The organism is Arthrobacter sp. 05L428 (assembly GCF_056397665.1).
Map to the genome: position 1 here is coordinate 80,410 of NZ_JBFTNW010000009.1, position 22,293 is coordinate 102,702.

19 protein-coding genes are annotated in these 22,293 nt (G+C 67.9%); 6 read left to right on the top strand and 13 right to left on the bottom strand.

Going from position 1 to position 22,293, the window contains the following annotated elements:
• Window positions 1–73 precede the first annotated feature (73 nt).
• From AC1DH3_RS15015 to AC1DH3_RS15040, 6 genes are all read right to left on the bottom strand, one after another.
• The gene (locus tag AC1DH3_RS15015) at window positions 74–1,126 is read right to left on the bottom strand and encodes a Gfo/Idh/MocA family protein (protein WP_476893401.1); all 1,053 of its coding nucleotides are present in this window, start codon (window positions 1,124–1,126) and stop codon (window positions 74–76) included.
• A 127-nt stretch (window positions 1,127–1,253) separates the two neighbouring features.
• A complete protein-coding gene (locus tag AC1DH3_RS15020; protein ID WP_476909661.1) occupies window positions 1,254–2,948 on the bottom strand; it encodes an ABC transporter family substrate-binding protein in 1,695 nt (564 codons plus the stop codon).
• Between the two features lie 53 nt (window positions 2,949–3,001).
• Window positions 3,002–5,254 (bottom strand): ABC transporter ATP-binding protein, encoded by a 2,253-nt coding sequence (locus AC1DH3_RS15025; RefSeq protein ID WP_441419231.1) that lies wholly within the window; start codon window positions 5,252–5,254, stop codon window positions 3,002–3,004.
• Window positions 5,251–6,216 carry an ABC transporter permease gene (locus AC1DH3_RS15030; protein WP_476893399.1) on the bottom strand — a complete coding sequence of 322 codons (966 nt, stop codon included), beginning with the start codon at window positions 6,214–6,216 and terminating at the stop codon, window positions 5,251–5,253. The genes AC1DH3_RS15025 and AC1DH3_RS15030 overlap by 4 nt, the downstream gene beginning before the upstream one ends.
• Before the next feature lie 2 nt (window positions 6,217–6,218).
• Window positions 6,219–7,205, bottom strand: coding sequence for an ABC transporter permease (locus AC1DH3_RS15035; RefSeq protein ID WP_441419229.1), 987 nt, complete (start codon window positions 7,203–7,205; stop codon window positions 6,219–6,221).
• Between the two features lie 364 nt (window positions 7,206–7,569).
• Entirely contained in the window at window positions 7,570–8,223 is a 654-nt protein-coding gene (locus AC1DH3_RS15040) for a TetR/AcrR family transcriptional regulator (RefSeq protein ID WP_476893398.1), read from the bottom strand.
• A gap of 126 nt (window positions 8,224–8,349) precedes the next feature.
• Between AC1DH3_RS15040 and AC1DH3_RS15045 the strand changes: the two genes are divergently transcribed.
• From AC1DH3_RS15045 to AC1DH3_RS15055, 3 genes are all read left to right on the top strand, one after another.
• Window positions 8,350–8,913 (top strand): NAD(P)H-dependent oxidoreductase, encoded by a 564-nt coding sequence (locus AC1DH3_RS15045; RefSeq protein ID WP_175323502.1) that lies wholly within the window; start codon window positions 8,350–8,352, stop codon window positions 8,911–8,913.
• 131 nt (window positions 8,914–9,044) lie between these two features.
• Window positions 9,045–10,337, top strand: a complete 1,293-nt coding sequence (locus AC1DH3_RS15050; RefSeq protein ID WP_476893397.1) for an aminotransferase-like domain-containing protein — start codon at window positions 9,045–9,047, stop codon at window positions 10,335–10,337.
• A 64-nt stretch (window positions 10,338–10,401) separates the two neighbouring features.
• Window positions 10,402–10,833 carry a universal stress protein gene (locus AC1DH3_RS15055; protein ID WP_175323500.1) on the top strand — a complete coding sequence of 144 codons (432 nt, stop codon included), beginning with the start codon at window positions 10,402–10,404 and terminating at the stop codon, window positions 10,831–10,833.
• Window positions 10,834–10,892: 59 nt separating this feature from the next.
• On the opposite strand, the gene AC1DH3_RS15060 is transcribed toward AC1DH3_RS15055, so the two are convergent.
• Complete coding sequence (locus AC1DH3_RS15060; protein ID WP_476893396.1) at window positions 10,893–12,482, bottom strand: AMP-binding protein; 1,590 nt, start codon at window positions 12,480–12,482, stop codon at window positions 10,893–10,895.
• A 225-nt stretch (window positions 12,483–12,707) separates the two neighbouring features.
• Between AC1DH3_RS15060 and AC1DH3_RS15065 the strand changes: the two genes are divergently transcribed.
• Window positions 12,708–13,055, top strand: a complete 348-nt coding sequence (locus AC1DH3_RS15065) for a hypothetical protein (RefSeq protein WP_441419224.1) — start codon at window positions 12,708–12,710, stop codon at window positions 13,053–13,055.
• A gap of 195 nt (window positions 13,056–13,250) precedes the next feature.
• Here AC1DH3_RS15065 and AC1DH3_RS15070 read toward each other — a convergent pair whose 3' ends face one another.
• From AC1DH3_RS15070 to AC1DH3_RS15085, 4 genes are all read right to left on the bottom strand, one after another.
• Window positions 13,251–14,747 carry a dihydrolipoamide acetyltransferase family protein gene (locus AC1DH3_RS15070; protein WP_476893395.1) on the bottom strand — a complete coding sequence of 499 codons (1,497 nt, stop codon included), beginning with the start codon at window positions 14,745–14,747 and terminating at the stop codon, window positions 13,251–13,253.
• A gap of 11 nt (window positions 14,748–14,758) precedes the next feature.
• A complete protein-coding gene (locus AC1DH3_RS15075) occupies window positions 14,759–15,739 on the bottom strand; it encodes an alpha-ketoacid dehydrogenase subunit beta (protein ID WP_476909662.1) in 981 nt (326 codons plus the stop codon).
• Entirely contained in the window at window positions 15,736–17,025 is a 1,290-nt protein-coding gene (locus AC1DH3_RS15080) for a thiamine pyrophosphate-dependent dehydrogenase E1 component subunit alpha (protein ID WP_476909663.1), read from the bottom strand. The genes AC1DH3_RS15075 and AC1DH3_RS15080 overlap by 4 nt, the downstream gene beginning before the upstream one ends.
• A gap of 147 nt (window positions 17,026–17,172) precedes the next feature.
• On the bottom strand, window positions 17,173–18,291 hold the full coding sequence (locus AC1DH3_RS15085) for a histidinol-phosphate transaminase (RefSeq protein ID WP_476909664.1): 1,119 nt from the start codon (window positions 18,289–18,291) through the stop codon (window positions 17,173–17,175).
• Window positions 18,292–18,350: 59 nt separating this feature from the next.
• Here AC1DH3_RS15085 and AC1DH3_RS15090 point away from each other — a divergent pair, with 59 nt between their 5' ends.
• On the top strand, window positions 18,351–18,779 hold the full coding sequence (locus AC1DH3_RS15090) for a phage holin family protein (protein WP_175323493.1): 429 nt from the start codon (window positions 18,351–18,353) through the stop codon (window positions 18,777–18,779).
• Between the two features lie 44 nt (window positions 18,780–18,823).
• Here the strand turns inward: AC1DH3_RS15090 and AC1DH3_RS15095 are convergent, their stop codons facing one another.
• Together AC1DH3_RS15095 and AC1DH3_RS15100 are read right to left on the bottom strand one after the other, a co-directional pair.
• A complete protein-coding gene (locus tag AC1DH3_RS15095; RefSeq protein ID WP_476909665.1) occupies window positions 18,824–20,305 on the bottom strand; it encodes a hypothetical protein in 1,482 nt (493 codons plus the stop codon).
• Window positions 20,305–20,601 (bottom strand): hypothetical protein, encoded by a 297-nt coding sequence (locus AC1DH3_RS15100; protein ID WP_441419217.1) that lies wholly within the window; start codon window positions 20,599–20,601, stop codon window positions 20,305–20,307. The genes AC1DH3_RS15095 and AC1DH3_RS15100 overlap by 1 nt, the downstream gene beginning before the upstream one ends.
• A gap of 201 nt (window positions 20,602–20,802) precedes the next feature.
• Between AC1DH3_RS15100 and purB the strand changes: the two genes are divergently transcribed.
• The gene (gene purB / locus AC1DH3_RS15105) at window positions 20,803–22,245 is read left to right on the top strand and encodes an adenylosuccinate lyase (protein WP_476909666.1); all 1,443 of its coding nucleotides are present in this window, start codon (window positions 20,803–20,805) and stop codon (window positions 22,243–22,245) included.
• Window positions 22,246–22,293: the final 48 nt, after the last annotated feature.

Here is a 22,293-nt window from a genome sequence, read left to right on the forward strand (position 1 = left end):
CACCGGCATCGGCTGCTCCGTGAACGCCCTTTTGGACCCCCCAAACGGCGTTATCGGAGCAGTCGATGGGTGTTTAAACGAGCTCCCGGGCCTGTTCGATCAGCCGCAGCACTTCGACGGCGTCGGCGGGATCCACCGGGAGCGGCAGAGCCGAGGACGTGCCGCCGTCGATGATTTTCTCGGCGAGGATCCGGTAAAACTCCGGGTACGCGCCGCGTTCGGTGGGCAGGCGGTCCAGGTGGCCGTCGCGGCCCAACAGGCCGGCCCACTCGCGGTCCTCCACGCCGTAGGCTGCGTCGAGCGGACTCCCGCCGGCGGCGAGATAAGGCTCCTGCGGGTCCACGCCGTGTTTGGTGAAGCCGCCGTCGCTGCCCAACAGGCGGTAGCGCGGCCCCTGCTGGGCGCACAGCAGGTTCATCGAGAGGTGGCTCGTCACCCCGGAATCATGCCGCAGGGCCACGAAAACGTCGTCGTCCGCCCGTTCCCCGGGCCGCCGGGCCGCCAGTTCCGCGTGGATCACGGCGGCAGGGCCGAAGAGCGCGAGCGCCTGGTCCAGCAGGTGCGTGCCGAGGTCGAACAGCACCCCGCCGCCGTCGTCGGGGGTGGCCGCCGCCTTCCACGCTTTGGTGACCTTCGGCGCCCAGCGCTCGAAGCGTGATTCGAAGCGAGTGACCGTGCCCAGGACGCCGCTCTCCAGCAGGGCGCGCACGGTCAGGAAATCGCCGTCCCAGCGCCGGTTCTGGAAGGCGGTGAGTACGCGGCCCAGCCGTGCGGCCAGGTCCATCAGCTCCCGGCCCTCGGCGCTGCGCACCGTGAAGGGCTTGTCAACGACGACGTCGAGGCCCGCCTCCAGCGCGGCTTTGGCCAGCGGGTAGTGGGTGGCCGGCGGAGTCCCCAGCACCAGCAGGTCCAGCCCGCCGGCGAGTTCGAGGACGGCGGCCGGGGTATCGACGACCCTGGCCGCCGGGTAGGCCGCGGCGGCCGTCGCCTTCCGGCCCGCGTCGGAGGTGGCAATGACGTCGAGGGAAAAAGCCGGGTTGGCCGCGATCAGCGGCGCGTGGAACACGCTGCCGGAGAGGCCGAAGCCGGCGACTGCGGTGCGGACGGGCGGGGAGGAAGGTGCCATGCGTCCACGTTACCCGCCCGCCCGGGGCTCCCTCAGGCCCGGCAACAACGCAGGCGACCCTCCCCCGCAGAGTGGGGAGGGTCGCCTGGATTGCTGCCCTAGGTGAGGGAGCGTCGGAAGGGAAGGCTTACTTCTGCCAGCCGACGAGGCTCCAGTCCGGGGTCTGGAACAGGGACGCGCCATAGTTGGCAAGGCCCGTGCGTGCGAAGTAGATCTGCGGGCCGTTCATGATGACGCCCATGGAGAAGTACTTCGCCATGTGCTTCTTCTCGACCTCCATGGCGGCCTTGTTGCGCTGGGCATCGTCCTGGATGGAAGCGAGGTCCTTGATTTCCTTGTCCAGTTCGGCGTCGCCGAGCTGGTTTTCGTTGGTCTTGGAATCGTAGAACTGCTTCACACCTGAGGTTGCGTCCGAGCCCACGGTGTAGCCGCTGATGGTGAGCTGGAAGTCGCGGCTGCCCACAACCTTGCCGAAGTCGGCGTCGCCGCGCTGGTCGATGCCGACGTCCATGCCGGCGGCCTGGAGCTGCTTCTGCAGGGTCTGCACGGTGGCGAGCGAGGTGGGGTCGTCACCGAAGTTGGTGATCTTGAAGGAGACGGGCTTTCCGGCCTTCTCCATGATGCCCTTGGCGTTGGGGGCGTAGCCGGCCTCGGTCAGGGCCTTCTTCGCCGCGTCGGCGCCAACATCCTTGACCGGGTAGTTGTCCTGGTAGTACTTGGAGAACGGCATCAGCATCATCGATCCTGAGCTTTCCTCTTCCCAGTTCAAGCCACCGAAGCGCACGGCGCGGATGGCCGGGCGGTCGACGGCGGTGAAGATCGCCTTGCGGACGGCGACGTCGGTCAGCGGGGCCTTCAGGGCGTTGAGGTTCAGGCCGCCGGCGAACAGACGCTGGCCGCGGCGGACCTCGGAGTTCTTGGAGCCTTCGAGCTGCTTGTACTTGGTCAGCGTGCGGCCGTCAGCCATGTCGATCTCGCCGTTCTTGAACGCTGCAATCTCGGCGCTGGCCTCGAGCTGGCGGAAGACCACCTTTTCCAGAACCGGCTTTTCGCCCCACCACTTGTCGTTCGGGACCATGGTGACGGTCTTCGCCGCGGAGTCGAACTTGTCGACCTTGAACGGGCCGGCCATCCACTCGGGGTGCATCTGGCCGGAGAACCCGGTGTTGAAGAGCTCCGGCGTGTTGACGGTCTGCGGGATGAAGCCGCCGAAGATGTCGCTCAGCGGGTAGACCGGCTGGGTGGTGGTGGCAATGACTTCCTTGTCGCTGCTGCCGGCCTTGACGGAGTCGATGAACTCGTAGGCACCGGACGAGACAATGTCGATGTCCTTGTTCTTGCCGTTGAGCATCTTCCAGGTGTTGACGAAGGTAGCGGCGTTGATGGGGGTGCCATCGTTGTACACGGCCTTCGGGTTGATCTTGATGGTGATGGTCTGCTTGCCATCCTTGACCTCACTCTTGAAGTCTTCGCAGAAGTTTTTGTTCAGGTTCGCGGTGCCGTCGAAGTCGAGCTTCCAGCAGCCCACGTAACCGGCTTCGTCGATCGGGTAGTGCAGCTCGGTGTTGTCCGCGGAGTTACCCGCATTGGAGAAGCCGTTGAAGTCCGGGCCGATGTTGCCGACCGGCAGGGTCACGGTGCCGCCCTGCTTCAGTTCGTCGGCCTTCTTGGCGTTGACGCTGACGAGCTTGTTGAGGTCGCCGTTGGCGTCCTGGGCCTTGGCGCTCTCGGCGGTCGTGGTGGCGCCGCCTCCGCCGCATCCGGTCAGCGCGAGGGCTGCCACTACGGCGGCCACCCCGCCGATCTTGGTCAGATTCTTCATAATGATCCCCTTCATTTTTGGTGCGAGTTGTGGTTCAGGTGCGGTTTGGTGCGTCAGAGGGACTCGTGGACAACCAACATGTCCGCGTCCAGTTCGCCGTCCGGGTAGAAACAGGCGAATTGCTGGTCTGTGGAGGCCGACGGCGAGGCGTCGGTCCGGGGGCCGGTGGCCGGGGCAGGCGCCGTCGCGGTTTCCAGCGGCGGCTCCAGGGTCAGGCACTTTTCCTGCTTGGCGGCCGGGAGTGCGGCGAAGACCGGGCAGCGGGTGGCGAAGTTGCAGCCCTTCGGCGCATCGAGCGGCGACGGCAGGTCGCCCTGCAGGATAATGCGTTCGCGGGTGCGCTCCAGCTGCGGGTCCGGCACCGGGATGGCGGAGAGCAGGGCGCGGGTGTAGGGGTGGCGCGGGTTGTCGAAGACGCTGTCGACGTCCCCGATTTCCACGATTTTGCCCAGGTACATCACGGCCACACGGTTGGAGATGTGGCGCACCACGGACAGGTCGTGGGCCACCATCAGGTAGCTCAGCCCGAGTTCGGCGCGGAGTTGGTCGAGCAGGTTGATGACGCCGGCCTGGACGGAGACATCCAGCGCGGACACCGGTTCGTCCAGGACCACGAGTTTGGGGTTCACCGCCAGGGCGCGGGCGATGCCGATGCGCTGGCGCTGGCCGCCGGAGAACTGGTTCGGGAAGCGGTTGACGTGGTCCGGCTGGAGGCCCACGAGCTCCATCAGCTCCATGATCCGCTTCCGGATCGCAGGCTTGGCCATCCCGGAGTTCTCCAGCGGCTCGGCCAGCACCTCGTAGACGGTGAAGCGCGGATCCAGGGCGCCGGTGGGGTCCTGGAACACCATCTGGAGTTCCTTGCGCATGGCGGCCTTGGTCTTGGCGTCCGAGGCGGCTTTGTTGCTCAGGCCGCCGATCGTCACCTCGCCGTCCTGGTCGCGGTGGAATTCCATGATTTCCAGCAGCGTGGTGGTCTTGCCGCAGCCGGACTCGCCCACGATCGAGAAGCATTCGCCCTCGCGGATGTCGAAGCTCAGGCCGTCCACGGCCTTGACCGTGCCGATCCGGCGCTTGAGCAGGGCGCCCTTCATCAGCGGGAAGTGCTTCTTGACGTCCTTGAGCTCCAGGACAGCCTTGCGCTCGGCCCGGGGCACCGCGTCGAACCGGGAGACGGGCACCGCGGGGGCGTGGAAGATTTCGTGGACGTCCACCTCGGTGGCAAGGGAATCGGTTTTGATGCAGGCGGCCTTGTGCTCCAGGGTGCCGTCGCCGGTGCCGCTGACCGGCCAGAGCTCGGGTTCGCCCTGCAGGCAGGCCTCGCTGACCAGCGGGCAGCGCGGGGCGAAGGAGCAGCCGGTGGGCGCGTGGATGAGGTTCGGCGGGATGCCCTCGATCGGCACCAGCGAGGTCTTCTCGGCCACGTCGACGCGGGGAACGGCGCCCAGCAGCCCCATGGTGTAGGGCATCCTGGGGTTGTAGTAGATGTCGTCGACGCTGCCGGTCTCCACCGGCTTGCCGGCGTACATCACCATGATGTCGTCGGCCATTCCGGCCACGACGCCCAGGTCGTGCGTGATCATCACGACGGCGGCGCCGGTTTCCTCCTGCGCGGTGTGCAGCACCTCGAGCACCTGCGCCTGGATGGTGACGTCGAGCGCCGTCGTCGGCTCATCCGCGATCAGAACGCGCGGGTTGTTGGCAATCGCGATGGCGATCATCACCCGCTGGCGCATACCGCCGGAGAATTCGTGCGGGAAGGCCTTGAGCCGGTCCTTGGGGCTGGGAATGCCCACCATGCCCAGGAGTTCGACGGCGCGGGCCTCCTTGGCCTGCTTGCTCATGGTCGGGTTGTGCACCGTGAGCGCCTCGATGATCTGGTTGCCTACGGTGTAGACCGGGGTCAGCGAGGACAACGGGTCCTGGAAGACCATGGCCAGCTCGTTGCCGCGGTAGCGGCACATGGCCTTGTCGCTGAGCCCCAACAGTTCCTGGCCCTTGAGCCGGACGGAGCCGGTGACCTCGGCGGTATCCGGCAGCAGGCCCATGATGGCCATCGAGGTGACGGACTTGCCCGAGCCGGATTCGCCGACGATCCCGAGGGTCTTTCCCGGCATCAGGTCGAAGTCGATGCCGCGCACAGCGTGCACCACGCCGTTCTCGGTGTTGAAGCGGACGTTGAGGTCGCGGACGGAGAGCACGGCACCCGCCGGCGCATCTGCGTAGTGCCCGCCGGCGGTGTGCAGGCCGGCCACGTGCAGCCGTTCGGCGGTGCTGAGGTCGGTGGCGGTGGTATCGCTGCTCATGAGGTCTTCTTCTTTTCCTTGGCGCTGCCAATGGAGCTGGAGCTGGGATCGAACGCGTCACGGAGACCGTCGTTCATCATGGCGAGCGAACCGGTCAGCAGGAACATCACGGTCAGCGGCACCCAGAACATCCACGGGAAGGTGGAGACCTGGGAGGTCGCCTGGCCGATCAGCACGCCCAGGCTCACATCCGGGACCTTGATGCCGATGCCGATGAAGGAGAACGCGACCTCGGCGAGGATGGCGCCGGTCACGCCGCGGGTGATGTCCAGGACCAGCAGCGAACCGATATTCGGCACGAGGTGGCGCCAGACGATGCGGCGCGCGGGGATGCCCATGTACTGGGCGGCTTTGACGAAGTCGCGCTGCATGAGCGACATCGAGAGCGAGCGGATCAGGCGGGCGGTGCCCATCCAGTTGAAGATCAGCAGGACGATGATCAGCAGCAGCCAGCTGGGGAGGTTCTGCTGCAGCCCGTTGCCGCCGCCGCTCGTGGCCACGGCCACGACCAGGAGGGCCGGCATCATGATCAGGGCTTCCAGGATGAACAGCATCACCTTGTCGACCTTGCCGCCGAAGTAGGCCATGGTGCAGCCGTACACCGCGGCGATCAGCACTGACACGAGGCCGACGACCAGGCCGATCAGGATCGAGACCCGGGTCCCTTCCACGGTCAGGGCGTACAGGTCGATGCCGGCCTGGGAGGTGCCCAGCAGGTGCTCCGAGGAAGGGCCCATGCCGATGTTGAAGGGGTCGATCGTCTCCTTGTCCCAGCTGGAGAAAATCCCGCCGATCAGGGACAGCACGGTGAGCAGGACGAAGATCGCCAGGCCGGTCACGGCGGTCTTGTTGCGCAGGAAGCGCCGCACGATGATCCGCGACTTCGCGATCACGACGTCGTTGTTCTCGATCTTGGCTTCTTCCGCGACGGCGGCCGGATCGATGGCGTTCAAGTTCGTCATGGCTACTGCACCCGCACTCTCGGGTCGACAAGGGTGGTGGCGAAGTCGGCGAGGATCGCCCCGATCGCGAAGATCACGGAGCCGTAGGCGAGTGTCGCCGTGGCCGCGTTGACATCCTGCAGCGCGATCGCGTCGATGCTCCAGGAGCCGACGCCGTGCCAGGCGAAGATCTTCTCGGCGAAGAAGCCGCCGGCGAAGATGGCCGGGATGGTGAAGGCGATGCTCTGCGCCACCGGGATGAACGAGACCCGCAGGGCGTGCCGGCTGATGGCCTGGTTGCGGGTGAGGCCCTTGGCCCGGGCGGTGCGGACGAAGTCGGCGTTGACGTTGTCCAGCAGGTACTGGCGCTGGGCGATCTGGTAGGCGCCCCAGCCCACGATCGTGATCGCGAAGGTCGGCACGGCGTAGTGGGCCATCATGTCGACGAACTGCACCCAGCCGTCACCGTCCAGCCCGGGTGTGGAGATGCCGGTGACGAAAAAGATCCGGTCGCCCACGGTTTCGTTGATGTTGATGGCGCCGAGCTGTACCAGGAAGTAGGCGATCGGGGCCGGCACGATGTACACGAGGTAGCTGTACGAGGTGATCGCGCGGTCGGAGAACTTGTACTGCCGGGCCGCGGTGTAGACGCCGAGGGCGACGCCGATGATCAGGGTGAGGATGATCGAAGCCAGGAACAGCCGGGTGGAGATCCAGACCCGGTCGCCGAACTCGGCGTTCACGAAGGCGCCGTTGGGGCTGCGTCCCCAGTCCCAGCGCGTGACGATTCCGGTGAGCCAGTCCACGTAGCGTTCCCAAGGGCTCAGGGCCGGGTCCAGTCCTTTGAGCCGGAAGGAGTTGGCAACCTGTTCCGGCGTGGGGCGCGGAATTTTTTCCTGCTCCAGCAGCGCCGGCTGCAGGCTGGTGACCGCCAGGAAATACCCGGCGCTGGTGGTCAGGAAAATCATGAATGCATACGTGACGGCACGTTTGGCAAGGTATCGGAGCATGGGGCTAGTTCAGGATCGCCGTGGTCTGCGCGGTTCCGGAGGCCACCGCACGGGCTGGGCCAGCCTGTCCGCAGGCCGGGGTCGTTACAACATTCACAGCGTGGATCCTTCCGTCGTCCCCCCATAAGGCAGCGGGGTGTCCGCTGCCGATCCGGGATCTCGGCCAGCGGGTGCCTGGCCCCCCGCAGGCCTTGCGGCCAGCCCAGCCGGGCTATGTTGCGGGTCACATTCCAGAGGAAACTACCACATAGAAATTGCGGGGAGGCGCGCGAAAGGGGGCGAAACGGTATGCCCACTACCAGATCGTTATGAATAACTCATTTGAATTGATTTGACTTGGCAGTCTCCGCGCGGGTCGGCTAGCCTACGCGCCGCGCACCACCCGGGTGGCCAGCTCCCGCCAGGACTCAACCAGCCGGTCCGGGGCGACCCCGTGGACCCGCACCGCATGCAGGATGCGCTCCGGCTCGAGGGTCACGCTCAGGGCGCCCGCCATCAGCCAGGGATCCGCGCTGACCCCGGCTTCGCGCAGCAGCAGTTCCAGATGCCGGTGCCAGAGCACGGCGGCGGGCACATCGAACCGGTTGTGGGCGGACGCATCCGCGGCGCGGGCGAGTTCACCAAATTCCAGCACCCAGGCAATCCGTTCCGCGCCACAGGCAATCAGCCGTTCCAGGGGCGGCGCACCGGGCCCCAGCGGCGGCGGCCCGAACATGAACCGGCCCTGGAACTGCGCCTCGGCATCACTGAGCAGGCTCATCATGAGTCCCGCCCGACTGCCGAAGCGCCGGAAGACGGTCCCCTTGCCCACGCCGGCGCGCCCGGCCAGGGACGCCATGGTGAGGCCGTCCGCCCCGCACTCCTCAATCAATTCCCGGGCGGCCCGGAGCAACAATTCACGGTTGCGGGCGGCATCCCGGCGTTCAGACTCGGCCGCGCCCCGGACGCCGGGACGATTACCGGAGTGGGCCGGGGGGTCGTCTGCTTGCCCGCCGGGCCGAATTGGGATGAGGCTCACAACGCCCATTCTAGCCCCGGGGGAATAATAAGCGGACCGCAGTCCGTTTAGCTTTGGTGAAGGCCATCAAAGCCTCCGCGACCATCCAGCCGCCGGAATCTCCGCGGCGCGTTTCAAGGAGTTCACATGACTACCAACACCGTTCTCACCCTGGTCGGCAGCCTGCGCGCCGGCTCCACGAATGCCCAGCTGGCTGAAGCCATCCAGCTCAACGCTCCCGAGCAGGTCGACGTCGTCATCCACGAGAGCCTCGGCAACATTCCGTTCTACAACGAGGACATCGACGTCGAGGGCCAGGTTCCCGCCGCCGCCGCAGCGCTGCGTGCCGCCGCAAACGACGCCGACACCCTGCTCCTGGTCACCCCGGAATACAACGGCACCGTTCCCGCACCGCTGAAGAACGCCATCGACTGGCTCTCCCGGCCCTTCGGCGCCGGCGCCCTGAGCGGCAAGCCCACCGCCGTCGTCGGCACCGCGTTCGGCCAGTACGGCGGCGTCTGGGCCCAGGACGAGGCCCGAAAGGCCGTCGGCATCGCCGGCGCCAAGGTGCTCGAAGACGTCAAGCTTGCCGTCCCCGGTTCAATGGTCCGCTTCGCCGAGGTCCACCCGAAGGACGACGCCGAGGTCGTGGAGCAGATCAAGGGCGTGTTCGAAGCCTTGGCCGAAGCCCGTACCGCCGACGCCGCCTAAGCAGGCTCATCACAGACCGACACCCCCGGCAGCGCCCCCCACTGCCGGGGGTGTCCTGTGTCCGGGATCCCCTGGCCGTTCTTGTGAACAAAAGTTTTCCCCGTGACAACGCGGGCCTGTATCCTAGGACTGTGACCCACGAAACACTTGATGCCGCCGCAGAGCTCCTTCCGGCCGAGGCAATTGACGCAATCGAACGGGCGGCTACGTCCGCCCACCGCCACGAGAGGCTTTTCTCGGAGCGCGCAGCAAATATCAAGCAGTCGGCCGTCCGGGACGTCTTCGACATCTCCCTGCGTCCGGGCCTGGTCTCCCTCGCCGGCGGCAGCCCCTACCTCCAGTCCCTTCCACTGGAGCGGCTGGGCCAGTCCGCCGCGAAAATCATCGCCGAACACGGCCTGACGGCGCTGCAGTACGGCGGCGGGCAGGGTACCGAAGAGCTCCGCGCGCAGATCTGCGAGGTCATGGCCGCCGAGGGGATCCTCGACGCGAAGCCCGAAAACGTCGTCATCACCGCAGGCTCGCAGTCCGCCCAGGACGTCGCGACCAAGGTCTTCTGCAACCCGGGCGACGTCGTCCTCGTGGAGGATCCCACCTACGTCGGTGCACTGAACACCTTCGAGGCCTACCAGGTCGAGGTGGGCACGGTGCCGATGGACGAGCACGGGATCATCCCGGACCTCCTCGAGGCCAGGATCGCGGCCCTGCAGACCGCGGGCAAGAACGTCAAATTCCTCTACACGATCCCTAGCTTCAACAATCCGTCCGGTATCACGCTCGCCGCCGAACGCCGGCAGCAGGTAGTCGATATATGCCGCAACGCGAATATTCTGGTCCTGGAGGACAATCCGTACGGCCTGCTGCGCTTCGACGGCCAACCGCTGACCCCGCTGCGGGCCGGCAACCCGGACGATGTGATCTACATGGGCTCCTTCTCCAAGATCTTCGCCCCGGGACTGCGGATCGGCTGGGCCCTGGTCCCGGCGCACCTGCAGCGCCGCTACTACCTCGCCTCGGAAGCCGTCACCCTGTGCCCGCCGACGCTCAACCAGATGCTGGTCTCCGCGTACCTGCGCGACTACGACTGGCGCGGCCAGATTGCCACCTACCGCGGGCTGTACCAGGAGCGGTGCGAGGCCATGCTCGCAGCCCTCGAGAAGTACATGCCCGAGGGGCTGAACTGGACACGCCCGCAGGGCGGCTTCTTCATTTGGGTCACGCTGCCCGAGGGCATCGACACCTACCCGCTGTTGCAGAAGGCCATCGAAGCCGGAGTGGTGTTCATTCCCGGTGCAGCATTTACCCACTCGGACGAGCCCTCCAACAAGTTGCGGCTCGCTTTCAGTGCGGTGCCGCCGGACGCAATCGAGGAAGGCGTCCGGCGTCTGGCGCCGGTACTGCGGGAAGCAGTCGCGGCGTTGTAGCCTGAACTATTACTGTTGACTGAACGGCGCCTGACGTATTCATGCCTGACCAGAGGAGTCCCCTATGACCGGAATCATCGTTGTCGGCGTCGATGGCAGCGAGACTGCCCTGAAGGCGGCCCAAACGGCCCGGGACCTGGCTGTCTCGCTCGGCGCGACGCTGCACGTGGTCAGCGCGTTCGATAGCGACCGGACCGAGGTGTTCGGCAGCGGCAGCGACCGGTGGATTGTTTCCGACGCCGACGACGCCGAGAAGGTGGCCAAGGGTGTAGCCGACAGTCTCCGGACGGCCGGGATCAACGTCACCTACGCGGCAGCCCGGGGCAAGCCCGCGGAAGCGCTGATCCACGAGGCGGAACGTTCCGACGCGCAGATGATCGTGGTCGGCAACCGCCGCATGCGCGGCCTGGGGCGCGTCCTCGGCAGCGTTGCCAACAGCGTGGCCCACGGCGCCCCCTGCGACGTCTACATCGCCAAGACCGACAGCCCCGAGTAGCGGCGCAACTGCAGATGCCGGCGCAGCAGCCCTAGGGCTGCTGCGCCGGCTTTGCTGTCCTAGGCATCCACTGCCTTCAGCATCCGGCGCAGGATCTTGCCGGACGAGGACTTCGGCACCGCCTCGATGAATTCCACGCGCCGGATCTTCTTGAACGGCGCCACCCGGGCGGCTACGAATTCCTGCACCCCGGCTTCGTCCAGCAGCTCGCCCTCGGCGTTCGGCTGGCGCACCACGAAAGCCATCGGCACCTCCTGGCCGTCGGCGTCGGCGGTTCCGACCACGGCGGCGTCGGCGATGCCGGGGTGGGTAAGCAGCAGCGCCTCAAGCTCGGCCGGCGCAATCTGGTACCCCTTGTACTTGATCAATTCCTTGAGCCGGTCCACGATCGACACCACGCCATCCGCCCGCACCGTGGCGATGTCCCCGGTGTGCAGGAAGCCGTCCGCGTCGAGGGTGTCAGCCGTCTCATCCGGCCGGTTCAGGTAACCGAGCATCACGTTGGGCCCCCGGCACAGCAGGTGGCCCGGGGCGCTTGTTCCCTCCGCGGGGACCTCGATTTCCTCGCCCGTGGCCGGATCCACCAGCCGGCAGTCCATGTTGGGGACGGTGTAGCCCACCGAGCTGACCGGAACGTCCGTCGCGTCGACCGGGATCAGGTGGGAAACGGGACTCATCTCGGTCATGCCGTAACCCTGGAGCACCCGGCAGCCCAGCCGCTCGGCCAGCCGCGCCCCCAGTTCGCCGTCCAGCGGCGCCGCGCCGGACAACGCGGTGTGCACGGAGCTGAGGTCGTATTCCGCCACCAGCGGGTGCTTGGACAGTGCCACGGCAACCGGCGGGGCAATGAAGAGATAGCTGCACTTGTGGTCCTGGACCATCCGCAGGAATTCCGCGAGGTCGAACTTCGGGATGGTGACCAGCCTTGCGCGTTCCCGGAGGGCCAGGTTCAGCAGCACCGTGAGTCCGTAGATGTGGAAGAACGGCAGCAGTGCCAGCAGCCGGTCGTCCGGCAGGACCTTGAGCAGCCCGCGCGACTGTTCCACGTTCGCCACGAGGTTGCGGTGGCTCAGCATCACGCCCTTGGGCCGTCCGGTGGTGCCCGAGGAGTACGGCAGCACGGCGAGGTGGGTGGCAGGGTCGAAGCTGACATCCGGGGCGGGTGCGCCGCTGGCGAGCAGCTCCGTCAGCGAGGGGTGACCCTCGGCGCCGTCGAGCACCACCAGCCGCTCCGCGGGGATGCCCACCTGGCCGGCCGCTTCCCGGGCGGCGGGCAGCAGGGCCGAGATCGTAAAGAGCCAGCTGGCTCCGGCGTCGGTGAGTTGTTTCGCGATCTCATCGGCCGTGTACAGCGAATTGACGGGAGTGACGGTGGCGCCGGCCCGCAGCAGGCCGTGGAACACGACAGTGAACGCCGGGATGTTCGGGCATAGGATGGCGGCGACGCCGTGGATGCCCAGCCCCTGGGCGGCGACGGCGCCCGCGAGGGCGTTGATCCGGTCGCGCAGCTCGCGGTAGCTGGTTTCGGCTCCGCTGCTGCCGTCGACGACGGCGACCCGGTCCAGGTCCGCCTCCTCCAGGCCGCCGAAGAGGTACTCGTAAAGGCTGACGTCGGGAATTTCTACAGCGGGGAACGGGCTCGAGAACACGCAAAATCTCCTTTGATCGGCGTTCGCCGGCTCGGCGGCGGCTGGTGCCACTCTAGTGCCGCCGCGCGGTTCCGGGACAGGATTCGCCTGGATTTGACCGCGGTCACCCTCTGTCGTGGGCAGCCTCACCCGGAATTACCGGCGACGGCGCGGCGCGCGGCGGTAAAATTGGAGGTGCCCCCGATGGTGCGGACAGACCTATCCGCCACCTCCCGGGGAGAAACCATGCCTGTTCTTCAGCGCCGCCAGCTCGTCGGCCACGACATTCTGCTGGCCCGCCACGGAAACCACATCAGCACGATGCGGGTCGACCGTGCCGCCGGCCGGGTGGTCGCGTACCTCGACGACGGCTCGGTGGACAGCGCCCCCAATTTGATCTCCCCGGCGCTGCGGATGCCCGATACGGTCCGGAGCATCCTGCGCGAGGACTGGAAGTTCCTGGGCGCGGTCACGGCCGGCAGTTTCGGTTTCGCCGGCGTGGTGTTTGCCGCAGCGGCCGCCGTTGCCGGCTGGGGCAGCGACCCGGGCATGACCGAGCTGCTCTCGACCTTCGCCGCCTACGGGTCGAACTAGGCGCAACACGCCCGGACCCCGCGTTCCCGCCCGGTTTTTGGGCATCTCTACTGCAGCGGGGTCCGCGCCGGCGCCGGAGAACCGCGGGATCCCGCCGCCCGGCCGGGTACTGGCCAGGAACTGGCCGGGAACAACTGGGCAGGAGCGTCGGCGGCCAGCGCCCCGGAGCGGGGGCCGGACCGGCGGCCGCCCGGCTCAGTCCAGCAGCAGTGCGGGCTCTTCGAGGATGGCTGCGACGTCGGCCATGAAGCGGGCCGACAGGTCTCCATCCACCACCCGGTGGTCGAACGAACCGCCGAGCGTGGTGATCCAGCGCGGGATCACCTCGCCGTCGAGCACCCAGGGCTTCTGCTTGATGGTGCCGAAAGCCACGATCGCCACCTCGCCGGGATTGATGATCGGCGTTCCGGTGTCGATGCCCAGGGCGCCGATATTGGTGACCGTGAGGGTGCCGCCCTGCATCTGCGCCGGCTGGGTCTTGCCCGCCCGGGCGGTGGTGGCCAGCTCATTGAGGGCCAGCGCCAGTTCCTTCAGCGAGAGATCCTGGGCGTTCTTGATGTTGGGCACCATCAGCCCGCGCGGGGTCGCGGCCGCGATGCCGAGGTTCATGAAGTGCTTGACGTGGATCTCGGCTGAGTCGCTGCCGTCCTCGGCATCCACCCAGCTCGCGTTGACGCTGGGGTTCCGCGCGGCGGCCCAGATGACGGCTTTGGCGAGGATCAGCAGCGGCGAAACCTTGATGCCCTCGAAATCGCGGGAAGCCTTGAGCCGCTTGACGAACTCCATGGTGCGGCTGGCGTCCACGTCCACGAAGATGCTCACATGCGGGGCCGCGAAGGCGGACTCGACCATCGCCCGTGCGGTGGCCTTGCGGACGCCCTTGACCGGAATGCGCTCGATCCGCTGCTCCTGGGGGCGGCCGGTCTTGCCCCAGAACGAATCCGCCTGGTCCAGCTCGGCGTCGCGCTGGGCCTGATAGCTGACGAGGTCCTCACGGGTCACTTCGCCGCGCGCGCCGGTGGGAACGACGTCGGCCAGGTCGATGCCGAGGTCGCGGGCAATCTTCCGGACCGGGGGTTTGGCCAGGACACGGTTGACGAGGCCGGTGATGGCCCCGCCCAGCGTCGGGCGCTGGTCGACAGCTTCGGCTTCCGCCGCGACGGGCGGTTCAGCCTGGGTGGCCGCGGACGGGCTGATCCAGATGTCGTGCGCCTCGATCCCGGCCCGTTCGACGGCGGGGGCGGAGGCCGCCGCAACCGGCGCGGAGATCCGGCGGCGCCGTTTGACGGCGTCGGCCTTCGGACCGGAACCGACCAGCGGGCCGCCGGCCGGGGGCCCGGCCGGCTCGGCGGTGTCGTACGCGTCGTGCTCCAGCTTTCCGTACATCGGCGCCTCGGGCGCCGGCGCAGCGGCAGCGGCCGGGGTTGCGGCCGGCGCGGCGGGTTCGGCGGCGGCGTCGGAAACGCTGATGATCGGCGTTCCGACGTCGACCGTCACGCCCTCCGGGACTAACAGCTCGGTGACAGTTCCGGCGTAGGGGGAAGGAAGCTCCACGAGGGACTTGGCGGTCTCGATTTCGCACAGCACGTCGTTGACGGCCACGGTGTCACCGGCCTTGACCTTCCAGGACACGATTTCGGCCTCGGTCAGGCCCTCGCCCACGTCAGGAAGGTTGAACTTGTTCACGGTCATGGAGGTCCCCGTCAGTAGGCGAGGGCGCGTTCCAGCGCCTCAAGGATGCGGTCGATGTCCGGGAGGTAGTCTTCTTCCACCTTGGCGACCGGGTAGGGCATGTGGAAGCCGCCGACGCGGATGACCGGGGCTTCGAGGGAATGGAAGGCCCGCTCGCTGACCCGCGCCGCGATCTCGCCGCCGATACCGCCGAAGGTCGGCGCCTCATGCGCCACGATCAGCCGGCCCGTTTTCCGGACCGAGGCCGTGACGGTGTCGAAATCGATCGGCGAAATGGAGCGCAGGTCGATCACCTCGACGCTGTGGCCGTCCTCGGCCGCCGCGGAGGCGGCCGCGAGGGCCACGGGAACCAGCGGGCCATAGGCCACGACGGTAGCGTCCGACCCCTCACGCAGCACATGGGCCCTGAAGGGGTCCGCGGACTGGCCCGGGGAGTCGGTGTCGACCTCGCCTTTGAGCCAGTAGCGCCGCTTCGGCTCGAAGACGATCACGGGGTCCAGGCAGTCGACCGCCTGCTGGATCATCCAGTAGGCGTCGTGCGGGTTGGACGGGGTGATGATGCGCAGCCCGGCGGTATGGGCGAACAGCGCCTCGGGGGACTCGGAATGGTGTTCAATCGAGCCGATGCCGCCGCCGTAGGGGATCCGGATGACGACGGGGACGGTGAGGTTGCCGTTGCTGCGCGAATGCATCTTCGCCAGCTGCGTGGTGATCTGGTTGAAGCCGGGAAAGACGAAGCCGTCGAACTGGATCTCGCAGACCGGCAGGTAGCCGCTGAGCGCCAGGCCGATCGCGGTGCCGATGATGCCGGACTCGGCGAGCGGGGTGTCCACGACGCGGTCGGCGCCGAACTCCCCGATCAGGCCGTCGGTGACGCGGTAGACGCCGCCGAGCGGGCCGACGTCCTCGCCCATCAGCAGGGTCCGGGGGTTGCTGCTCAGCGTCGCGCGCAGGCCCTCGTTGATGGCCTTGGCAATGGTCATGGTGGTCATCGGCGCACCGCCCCCTCTGTGTGTGCCGCGGCCGTTTCGGACCCGGCAGCGCCTGCCTCGGCTCCGTCTGCCTCGTCGGCGAAGCCCGCACTGTATTCCTCGAACCACGCCAGCTCCTCGGCCACCAGGGGGTGTGCCTCGGCGTAGGTGTTGGCGAAGGCTGTCCGGATGTCCGGGGTTCCCAGGTCGTGGATGGTGCTGCGGACGTACGCCGCCAGCTCGTCGCCGTCGGCCTTGACCTGCTCGAAGAAGGCGTCGTCGGCGAGGCCTTCGGCGCGCAGGTACTTCTCGAGCCGCTCCAGCGGATCCTTCGCCCGCCATTGCGCCTCTTCATCCGAGCCGCGGTACTTCGTCGGATCGTCGGCGGTGGTGTGCGCGCCGACGCGGTAGGTGAAGGCCTCGATCAGCACCGGGCTCTTGCCTTCGCGGGCGCGTTCGAGGGCCCACTCGGTGACGGCGTGGACCGCGATCACGTCGTTGCCGTCCACCCGGATGCCCGGGAAGCCGTAGCCCTTGGCGCGGTTGGAGAGCGGAATGCGGGTCTGGACGGCGGTGGGAACCGAGATGGCCCAGTGGTTGTTCTGGCAGAAGAACACCACGGGGGCGTTGTAGGAGGCGGCGAAGACCATGGACTCGTGGACATCGCCCTCGGAGCTGGCACCGTCGCCGAAATAGACCATAACGGCGGCCTTGGGCGCCTGTGAACCGGCCGGCGCCTCCCCGGCTGCCGTTTGGGCCGCGGCGAGCTTCTGGTCGCGCTGGATGCCCATTGCGTAACCGACCGCGTGCGGCGTCTGGGCGGCGAGGACCAGCGTGTAGAGGTGGAAGTTGGTGTCCTTGGGGTTCCAGCCGCCGTTGGACACCCCGCGGAACTGCCGCAGCAGCTCGGCCAGGTCGACGTTGCGGGTCAGCGCGACGCCGTGCTCCCGGTAGGTCGGGAAGATGTAATCCTGCGGCTGGCTCGCCCGGCCGGACCCGATTTGCGCCGCTTCCTGGCCGGTGAGCGGGACCCACAGGGCCAGCTGGCCCTGCCGCTGCAGCGCGGTGGCCTCGACGTCGAAACGGCGGATCTTTGCCATGTCCGCGTAGAAACCGCGGAGCTTCCCGGCGTCGAGCCGCGCGGCGTACTCGGAAAACACCGGATCCGAGCTCAGGGTGCCGTCCGGACCCAGCAGCTGGACCATCGGGACAGCGGGGTCGCCCAGCACCGCCTCGGCCTGCGCCTCGAGCTGGTCATCCACGTCGGTTCCGTCGAACTCGGTAGAGGGCAGATGTGTGGCGCCCATACCGTCTCCTTGCCTGCCGCATCCGAATGCGCCGCAATCGCTGGGATATATGCCGGACCGGGCATGCATTCCAGGTCCGGCATATATTTTGGCTTACTCGTCCCTACTTTATCCGCAGCGTACCTTCGGCGGACTTCGTGTTAAGCGCTAGGAACGCTGTGGGGGTTTTGTATAGATCGCACACAATTCGAGGAAACGGGTGTTGGCTTCGGCCTCGCCGATGCTCACCCGCACCCCCTCGTTGCCGAAGGCCCGGACCGACAGTGCCCGCTCCCCCGCCAGTGCGGCAAATTCCGCACTGTTGGTACCCAGATTAAGCCAGACGAAGTTGCCCTGGGCGTCCGGTACGAACCAGCCGAGCTCACGCAGGCCCTCGGTCACGCGGTCCCGCTCATCGACCAGGCTTTGTACCCTTTCTACAACCTCGCCAAAGTGCTGCAGCGAGGCGACAGCCGCCGCCTCCGCGATTTGGGAAACCGCGAAGGGCGTCGCGGTGACGCGCAGGTGCTGGGTGAGGTCCGGCTGGGACACGCTGTAACCCACGCGCAGTCCGGCCAGGCCGTGCGCCTTGGAGAAGGTCCTCAGGACGACGACGTTCGGGTACTTGCGGTACATCTCGATGCCGTCGACGGCATCCTCGGCCCGGACGAACTCCTGGTAGGCCTCGTCGATGACCACCACGATGTCCGAGGGGACGATCTTGAGGAACCGCTCGGTCTCCTCGGTCGTGAGAATGGGGCCGGTGGGGTTGTTCGGGGTGCACAGCAGGATCATCCGGGTGCGGGCCGACACCGCGGCAGCCATCGCGTCCAGGTCGTGCCGGCCGTCGGCCGTCAGCGGGATCTGCACGCTCTCGGCGCCGGCCTGGCCCACGCTGATGGGATACGCCTCGAAGGAACGCCACGCGTAGATGACCTCGTCGGCCTTGCCGTCGTCGTTCTGGCCGGCAAAGGTGGCCAGCAGCTGGTTGAGCGCACCGAGGCTGCCGGCGCCGGTCACGATGTCCTCGGCGGGGACGTCCAGGAAGCCCGCGAGCGCACCGCGCAGCTTGCTGCTCAACGGGTCCGGGTAGCGGTTGAAGTCGGTCTGCGCCGCGATGGCCTGCTGCACTGCAGGGATCGGAGCCAGCGGGTTCTCGTTGGAGGAAAGCTTGTAGCTCACGAGCCCCTCGACCGGGACCGGCGGTTTTCCGGCTGCGTAACGGGGAAGGAGGTCTACTACCGGCCGCGGGCGGATCCCTCCGGCCTGGTTGTCTGATGAAGTCATGCGTCTTAGCCTACTTCGCCCTCCTGCCGGTACGACCGGTGATGTGACAGCATGGGGCCATGCGCTCACTCTTCGTGCGGGTCATCGTCAATGCTCTGGCCCTCTGGATCGCCAGCTGGATCCTCCCCGGTCTGGATATTTCCACGTCCGCCACCACCGGGGCCGTGGCCAATAGCGGCGTCACGCAGGGCACGGACACGATCGGGATCATCCTGGCGTACCTGTTTATCGGGCTGATCTTCGGCCTCGTCAACGCCCTCGTCAAGCCGCTGGTCAGCCTGCTGTCGCTGCCACTGACCATCCTCACGCTGGGGCTGTTCACGATCGTCATCAACGCCGCGATGCTGTACCTCACCTCCTGGCTGAGCGCTTACACGCCGGTGCACTTCACCATCGACTCCTTCTTCTGGACCGCGGTCTTCGCCGCCATCATCATCACCGTGGTGTCCCTCGTCGCCGGGCGGCTCCCGGGCGGCCGGCGGCGCTAGCCGGCCCTCCGCGGACACTCCCGCCGGCACTCCCGGCCCAGTCCCTAGCCGGACATCCCCGCCGCAGCCGGTGCCGCAGCCGGGGCCGCAGCGGGTCGTGCGTCCGTCGCGACGCGGGCTGAGGGCAATACGCCGGTCGAGCGGTTGGGCCCCGGAGCCGTGACCACGCCCTGCGCCGGCTGCGGTTCGCGCCGCAGGGAAAATCGGGTCACCGTTGCGATGCCGCGGGCACCGACCACGGCGGCCAGTGCGGCGGTGGATGCCCGCAGCGAGGGATCCCGGCTCGCCGCGACCGCCTCCGCGCCGGCCGTGTAGTTTTCCAGCCGATGGCCGGGACCGAGACCGAAATCCTGCGGCGGCGGCATGACCAGGTCATTGGTCAAGGTCACGGTCACGCGGTCCCTGGTGTCCGCATTGGCCAGTCCGTCGGCTCCCGGCACCCAGTCGTGCTGGTGCTCCAGGTGCAGGCTGCCGATGCCCGGCTCAGGGGTGATGCCGCCCACCGGGGAACCGGCGGTCAGTACGAACTTCAGGTCGAATTCGGCCAGGAAGGCTTTGTCCCTGCTGAGGTTCATGGCGTGGATGCCGCCCTGGCTGTAGCCGACGACGGCGAGCTGCTCGCCCGCCTCCACACCGGCCTCGCGCAGTGCCTGCCTGATGGCCGCTGTGGTTGCCTGCGAATCGTAGCCGAGCCCCTCGGCGATGCCTGCCGTATCGAAGGGGTTGGTTCCCGCGGGCAGCCCGCCGAGCTGGGTTCCCGGGATGATGACCACCCAAGCGCGCCGGCTGCCACCCTCGACCCGGATGACTTCAATGTCGCCGCTGTTCCGGCCCACCGTGTCCGCCCGCCGCAACAGGCCCGCCGGGGAGAGGTCCACGTCCGCGGCGGCTGTTTCGCTGCCGACCACTGTGACCGGCCGCGGTTTCAGGAACCCCAGTCCCGGCGCGGCCGCCAGGTCCCGGATTGCGCGCCGGACGTCAGTGGGCCCGCTGAGCGCGCCGACGGCCCCGGCCAGGGGAACGGGCAGGCCCAACAGGAGCGCCAGGCTGCGCGGAGCCATGGCCACGCCGTGTTCGACCTGGTCGCGGATCCCGGGAAGCGCGAAGAGACTTTGCGGGGAGCCGTACCCGGGGGCGGAGAGCCCCATCCGAAGCAGCAAGGCGTTCCGGGCTTCGGTGAATTCGTACTCCCGGTGGCTGGCCCGGACCTGGGCGGCGATGTGTTCCAATTCGGCCCTGACGCGGCTGACGTCACGGCCGGCCTCCCCCACCGCGATGATGGCGTCGCTGCCGCTGCGGTAAGAGTCGGGCTGGTAGTCGAACAGAGCGCGGCGGACGCCGTCGGCCTCCGCCTCCAGGGCGTAGAGCTGGCGCACCACCCCATCCAGGGCCGCCGCGCCCGCCAGCAGTTCCTCGAACTGGAAGCTGAGGCCGCCGATCCCGCCACGGATCCGGAGCATCCCGTCCGGGGGCGGCGCGGAGGGGCGGGGGACGCCTCCGGAGCCCGCCGGGGTCGCCTCCGCCATCAGTACCCCGGCCGTCCCGACGAAAGCGTCACGTTCTGGGCGTGCCGCAGGACCACCGCTGCCGCGTCCTGCAGCCCGTCCCGGCCCCGCCGCAAGGCTGCGGACTGAAGCGACAGCGTAGAGCGGTAGGCGCGGCCGGCCGGGGACTGCCAGCCGTGGAGTTCCAGCCGGCTCAGTGCGGCCAAGGCGGCACCGCCCTGGTCCGCACATGATGCGACCCTGGCAGCCAGCTGCTGGACCTCGTAGCTGCGTGAGGCGCACGCCGCCGCCTCCGCCGCTGTCAACGTGCCGCTCATGGTCCGGGCCCCTTTCATTCGCAGTTCAGTCCCGGGTTCGACGCTAGGGGCCGGCCAGCGGCGCCGGAAGCGGCCGGGACAGCTATGTGGAAAAAAAGCAGCCGCCCGCGCAGGGGGCGGAACGGTCCCGTCCGCGGGGGGGAAATGTCATAAGGAACTGCCCGCTTAAGGCCCGGCGGCACTTCGTGAAAGAATCGGACCATGCCTGAAACTGCCGCCACAGCTGAGACCCGCACGCCGTCCGGACGCCTGACCCTCGCCGCGTCCGACCACCAGATCGCGCTCGGCCCGCTCGACGGCCGCTACCAGTCGGCGGTCGCGCCGCTGGTGGACTACCTCTCCGAGGCCGCGCTCAACCGTGACCGGGTCGCCGTCGAGGTTGAGTGGTTGATCCACCTGACCAACAACAACGTCCTGCCGGGGGCCGGACCGCTGAGCGCGGGGCAGCAGGAGCAGCTGCGGGCCATCGTCACCGAGTTCGACGCCGCGTCGGTCGCCGAACTGGCCGAAATCGAGGCCGTCACCGTGCACGATGTCAAGGCCGTGGAGTACTACATCGGCCGCCGGCTGCCGGGCATCGGAATCGAGCACCTGACCGCCATGGTGCACTTCGGCTGCACCTCGGAAGACATCAACAACCTCTCTTACGCGCTCGGCGTCAAGGGCGCCGTGGAGGACGTCTGGCTGCCCGCGGCCCGCAAGCTGGTCGCGCAGATCAGCGCGATGGCCGAGGCCAACCGCGCGGTCCCGATGCTGTCCCGCACGCACGGCCAGCCCGCCACCCCCACCACGCTCGGCAAGGAACTGGCCGTGATCGCCCACCGGCTGACCCGCCAGTTGGACCGCATTGCCCGGACCGAGTACCTCGGCAAGATCAACGGCGCGACCGGCACCTACGCCGCCCACGTCGCCTCCGTGCCGGGGGCGGACTGGGAGCAGGTCGCCAAGAGCTTCGTAGAAGGCCTGGACCTGGGCTGGAACCCGCTGACCACGCAGATCGAAAGCCACGACTGGCAGGCCGAGCTGTACGCCGACGTCGCGCGCTTCAACCGGATCCTGCACAACGTGTGCACCGATATCTGGAGCTACATCTCGATCGGCTACTTCGCGCAGGTCCCGGTTGCCGGAGCCACCGGATCCTCCACGATGCCGCACAAGGTCAACCCGATCCGCTTCGAGAACGCCGAGGCCAACCTGGAAATCTCCTCGGGCCTGCTGGACGTACTGGGCTCCACGCTGGTCACCTCCCGCTGGCAGCGCGACCTCACCGACTCCTCCTCGCAGCGAAACATCGGCGTGGCCTTCGGCCACTCCCTGCTGGCCATCTCCAACGTGGCCAAGGGCCTGGACCGCCTGGACGTGGCCGAGGACGTGCTCGCCAGGGACCTAGACACCAACTGGGAGGTCCTCGGCGAGGCGATCCAGATGGTCATGCGGGCCGAGGCGATCGCCGGCGTCGCGGGCATGGAAAACCCGTACGAGCGGCTCAAGGACCTGACCCGCGGCCAGCGGGTGGACGCCGCCCGGATGCGGGAATTCGTCCAGGGCCTGGGCCTGTCAGCCGATGCCGAAGCCCGGCTCCTGGCGCTCACCCCGGGCAAGTACACCGGCATCGCGGACAAGCTGGTCGACCACCTGGCCTAGCCGTGCTCGCCCCGAATTCACCTTCCGGCAGGCCGCCGTTTACGCGGC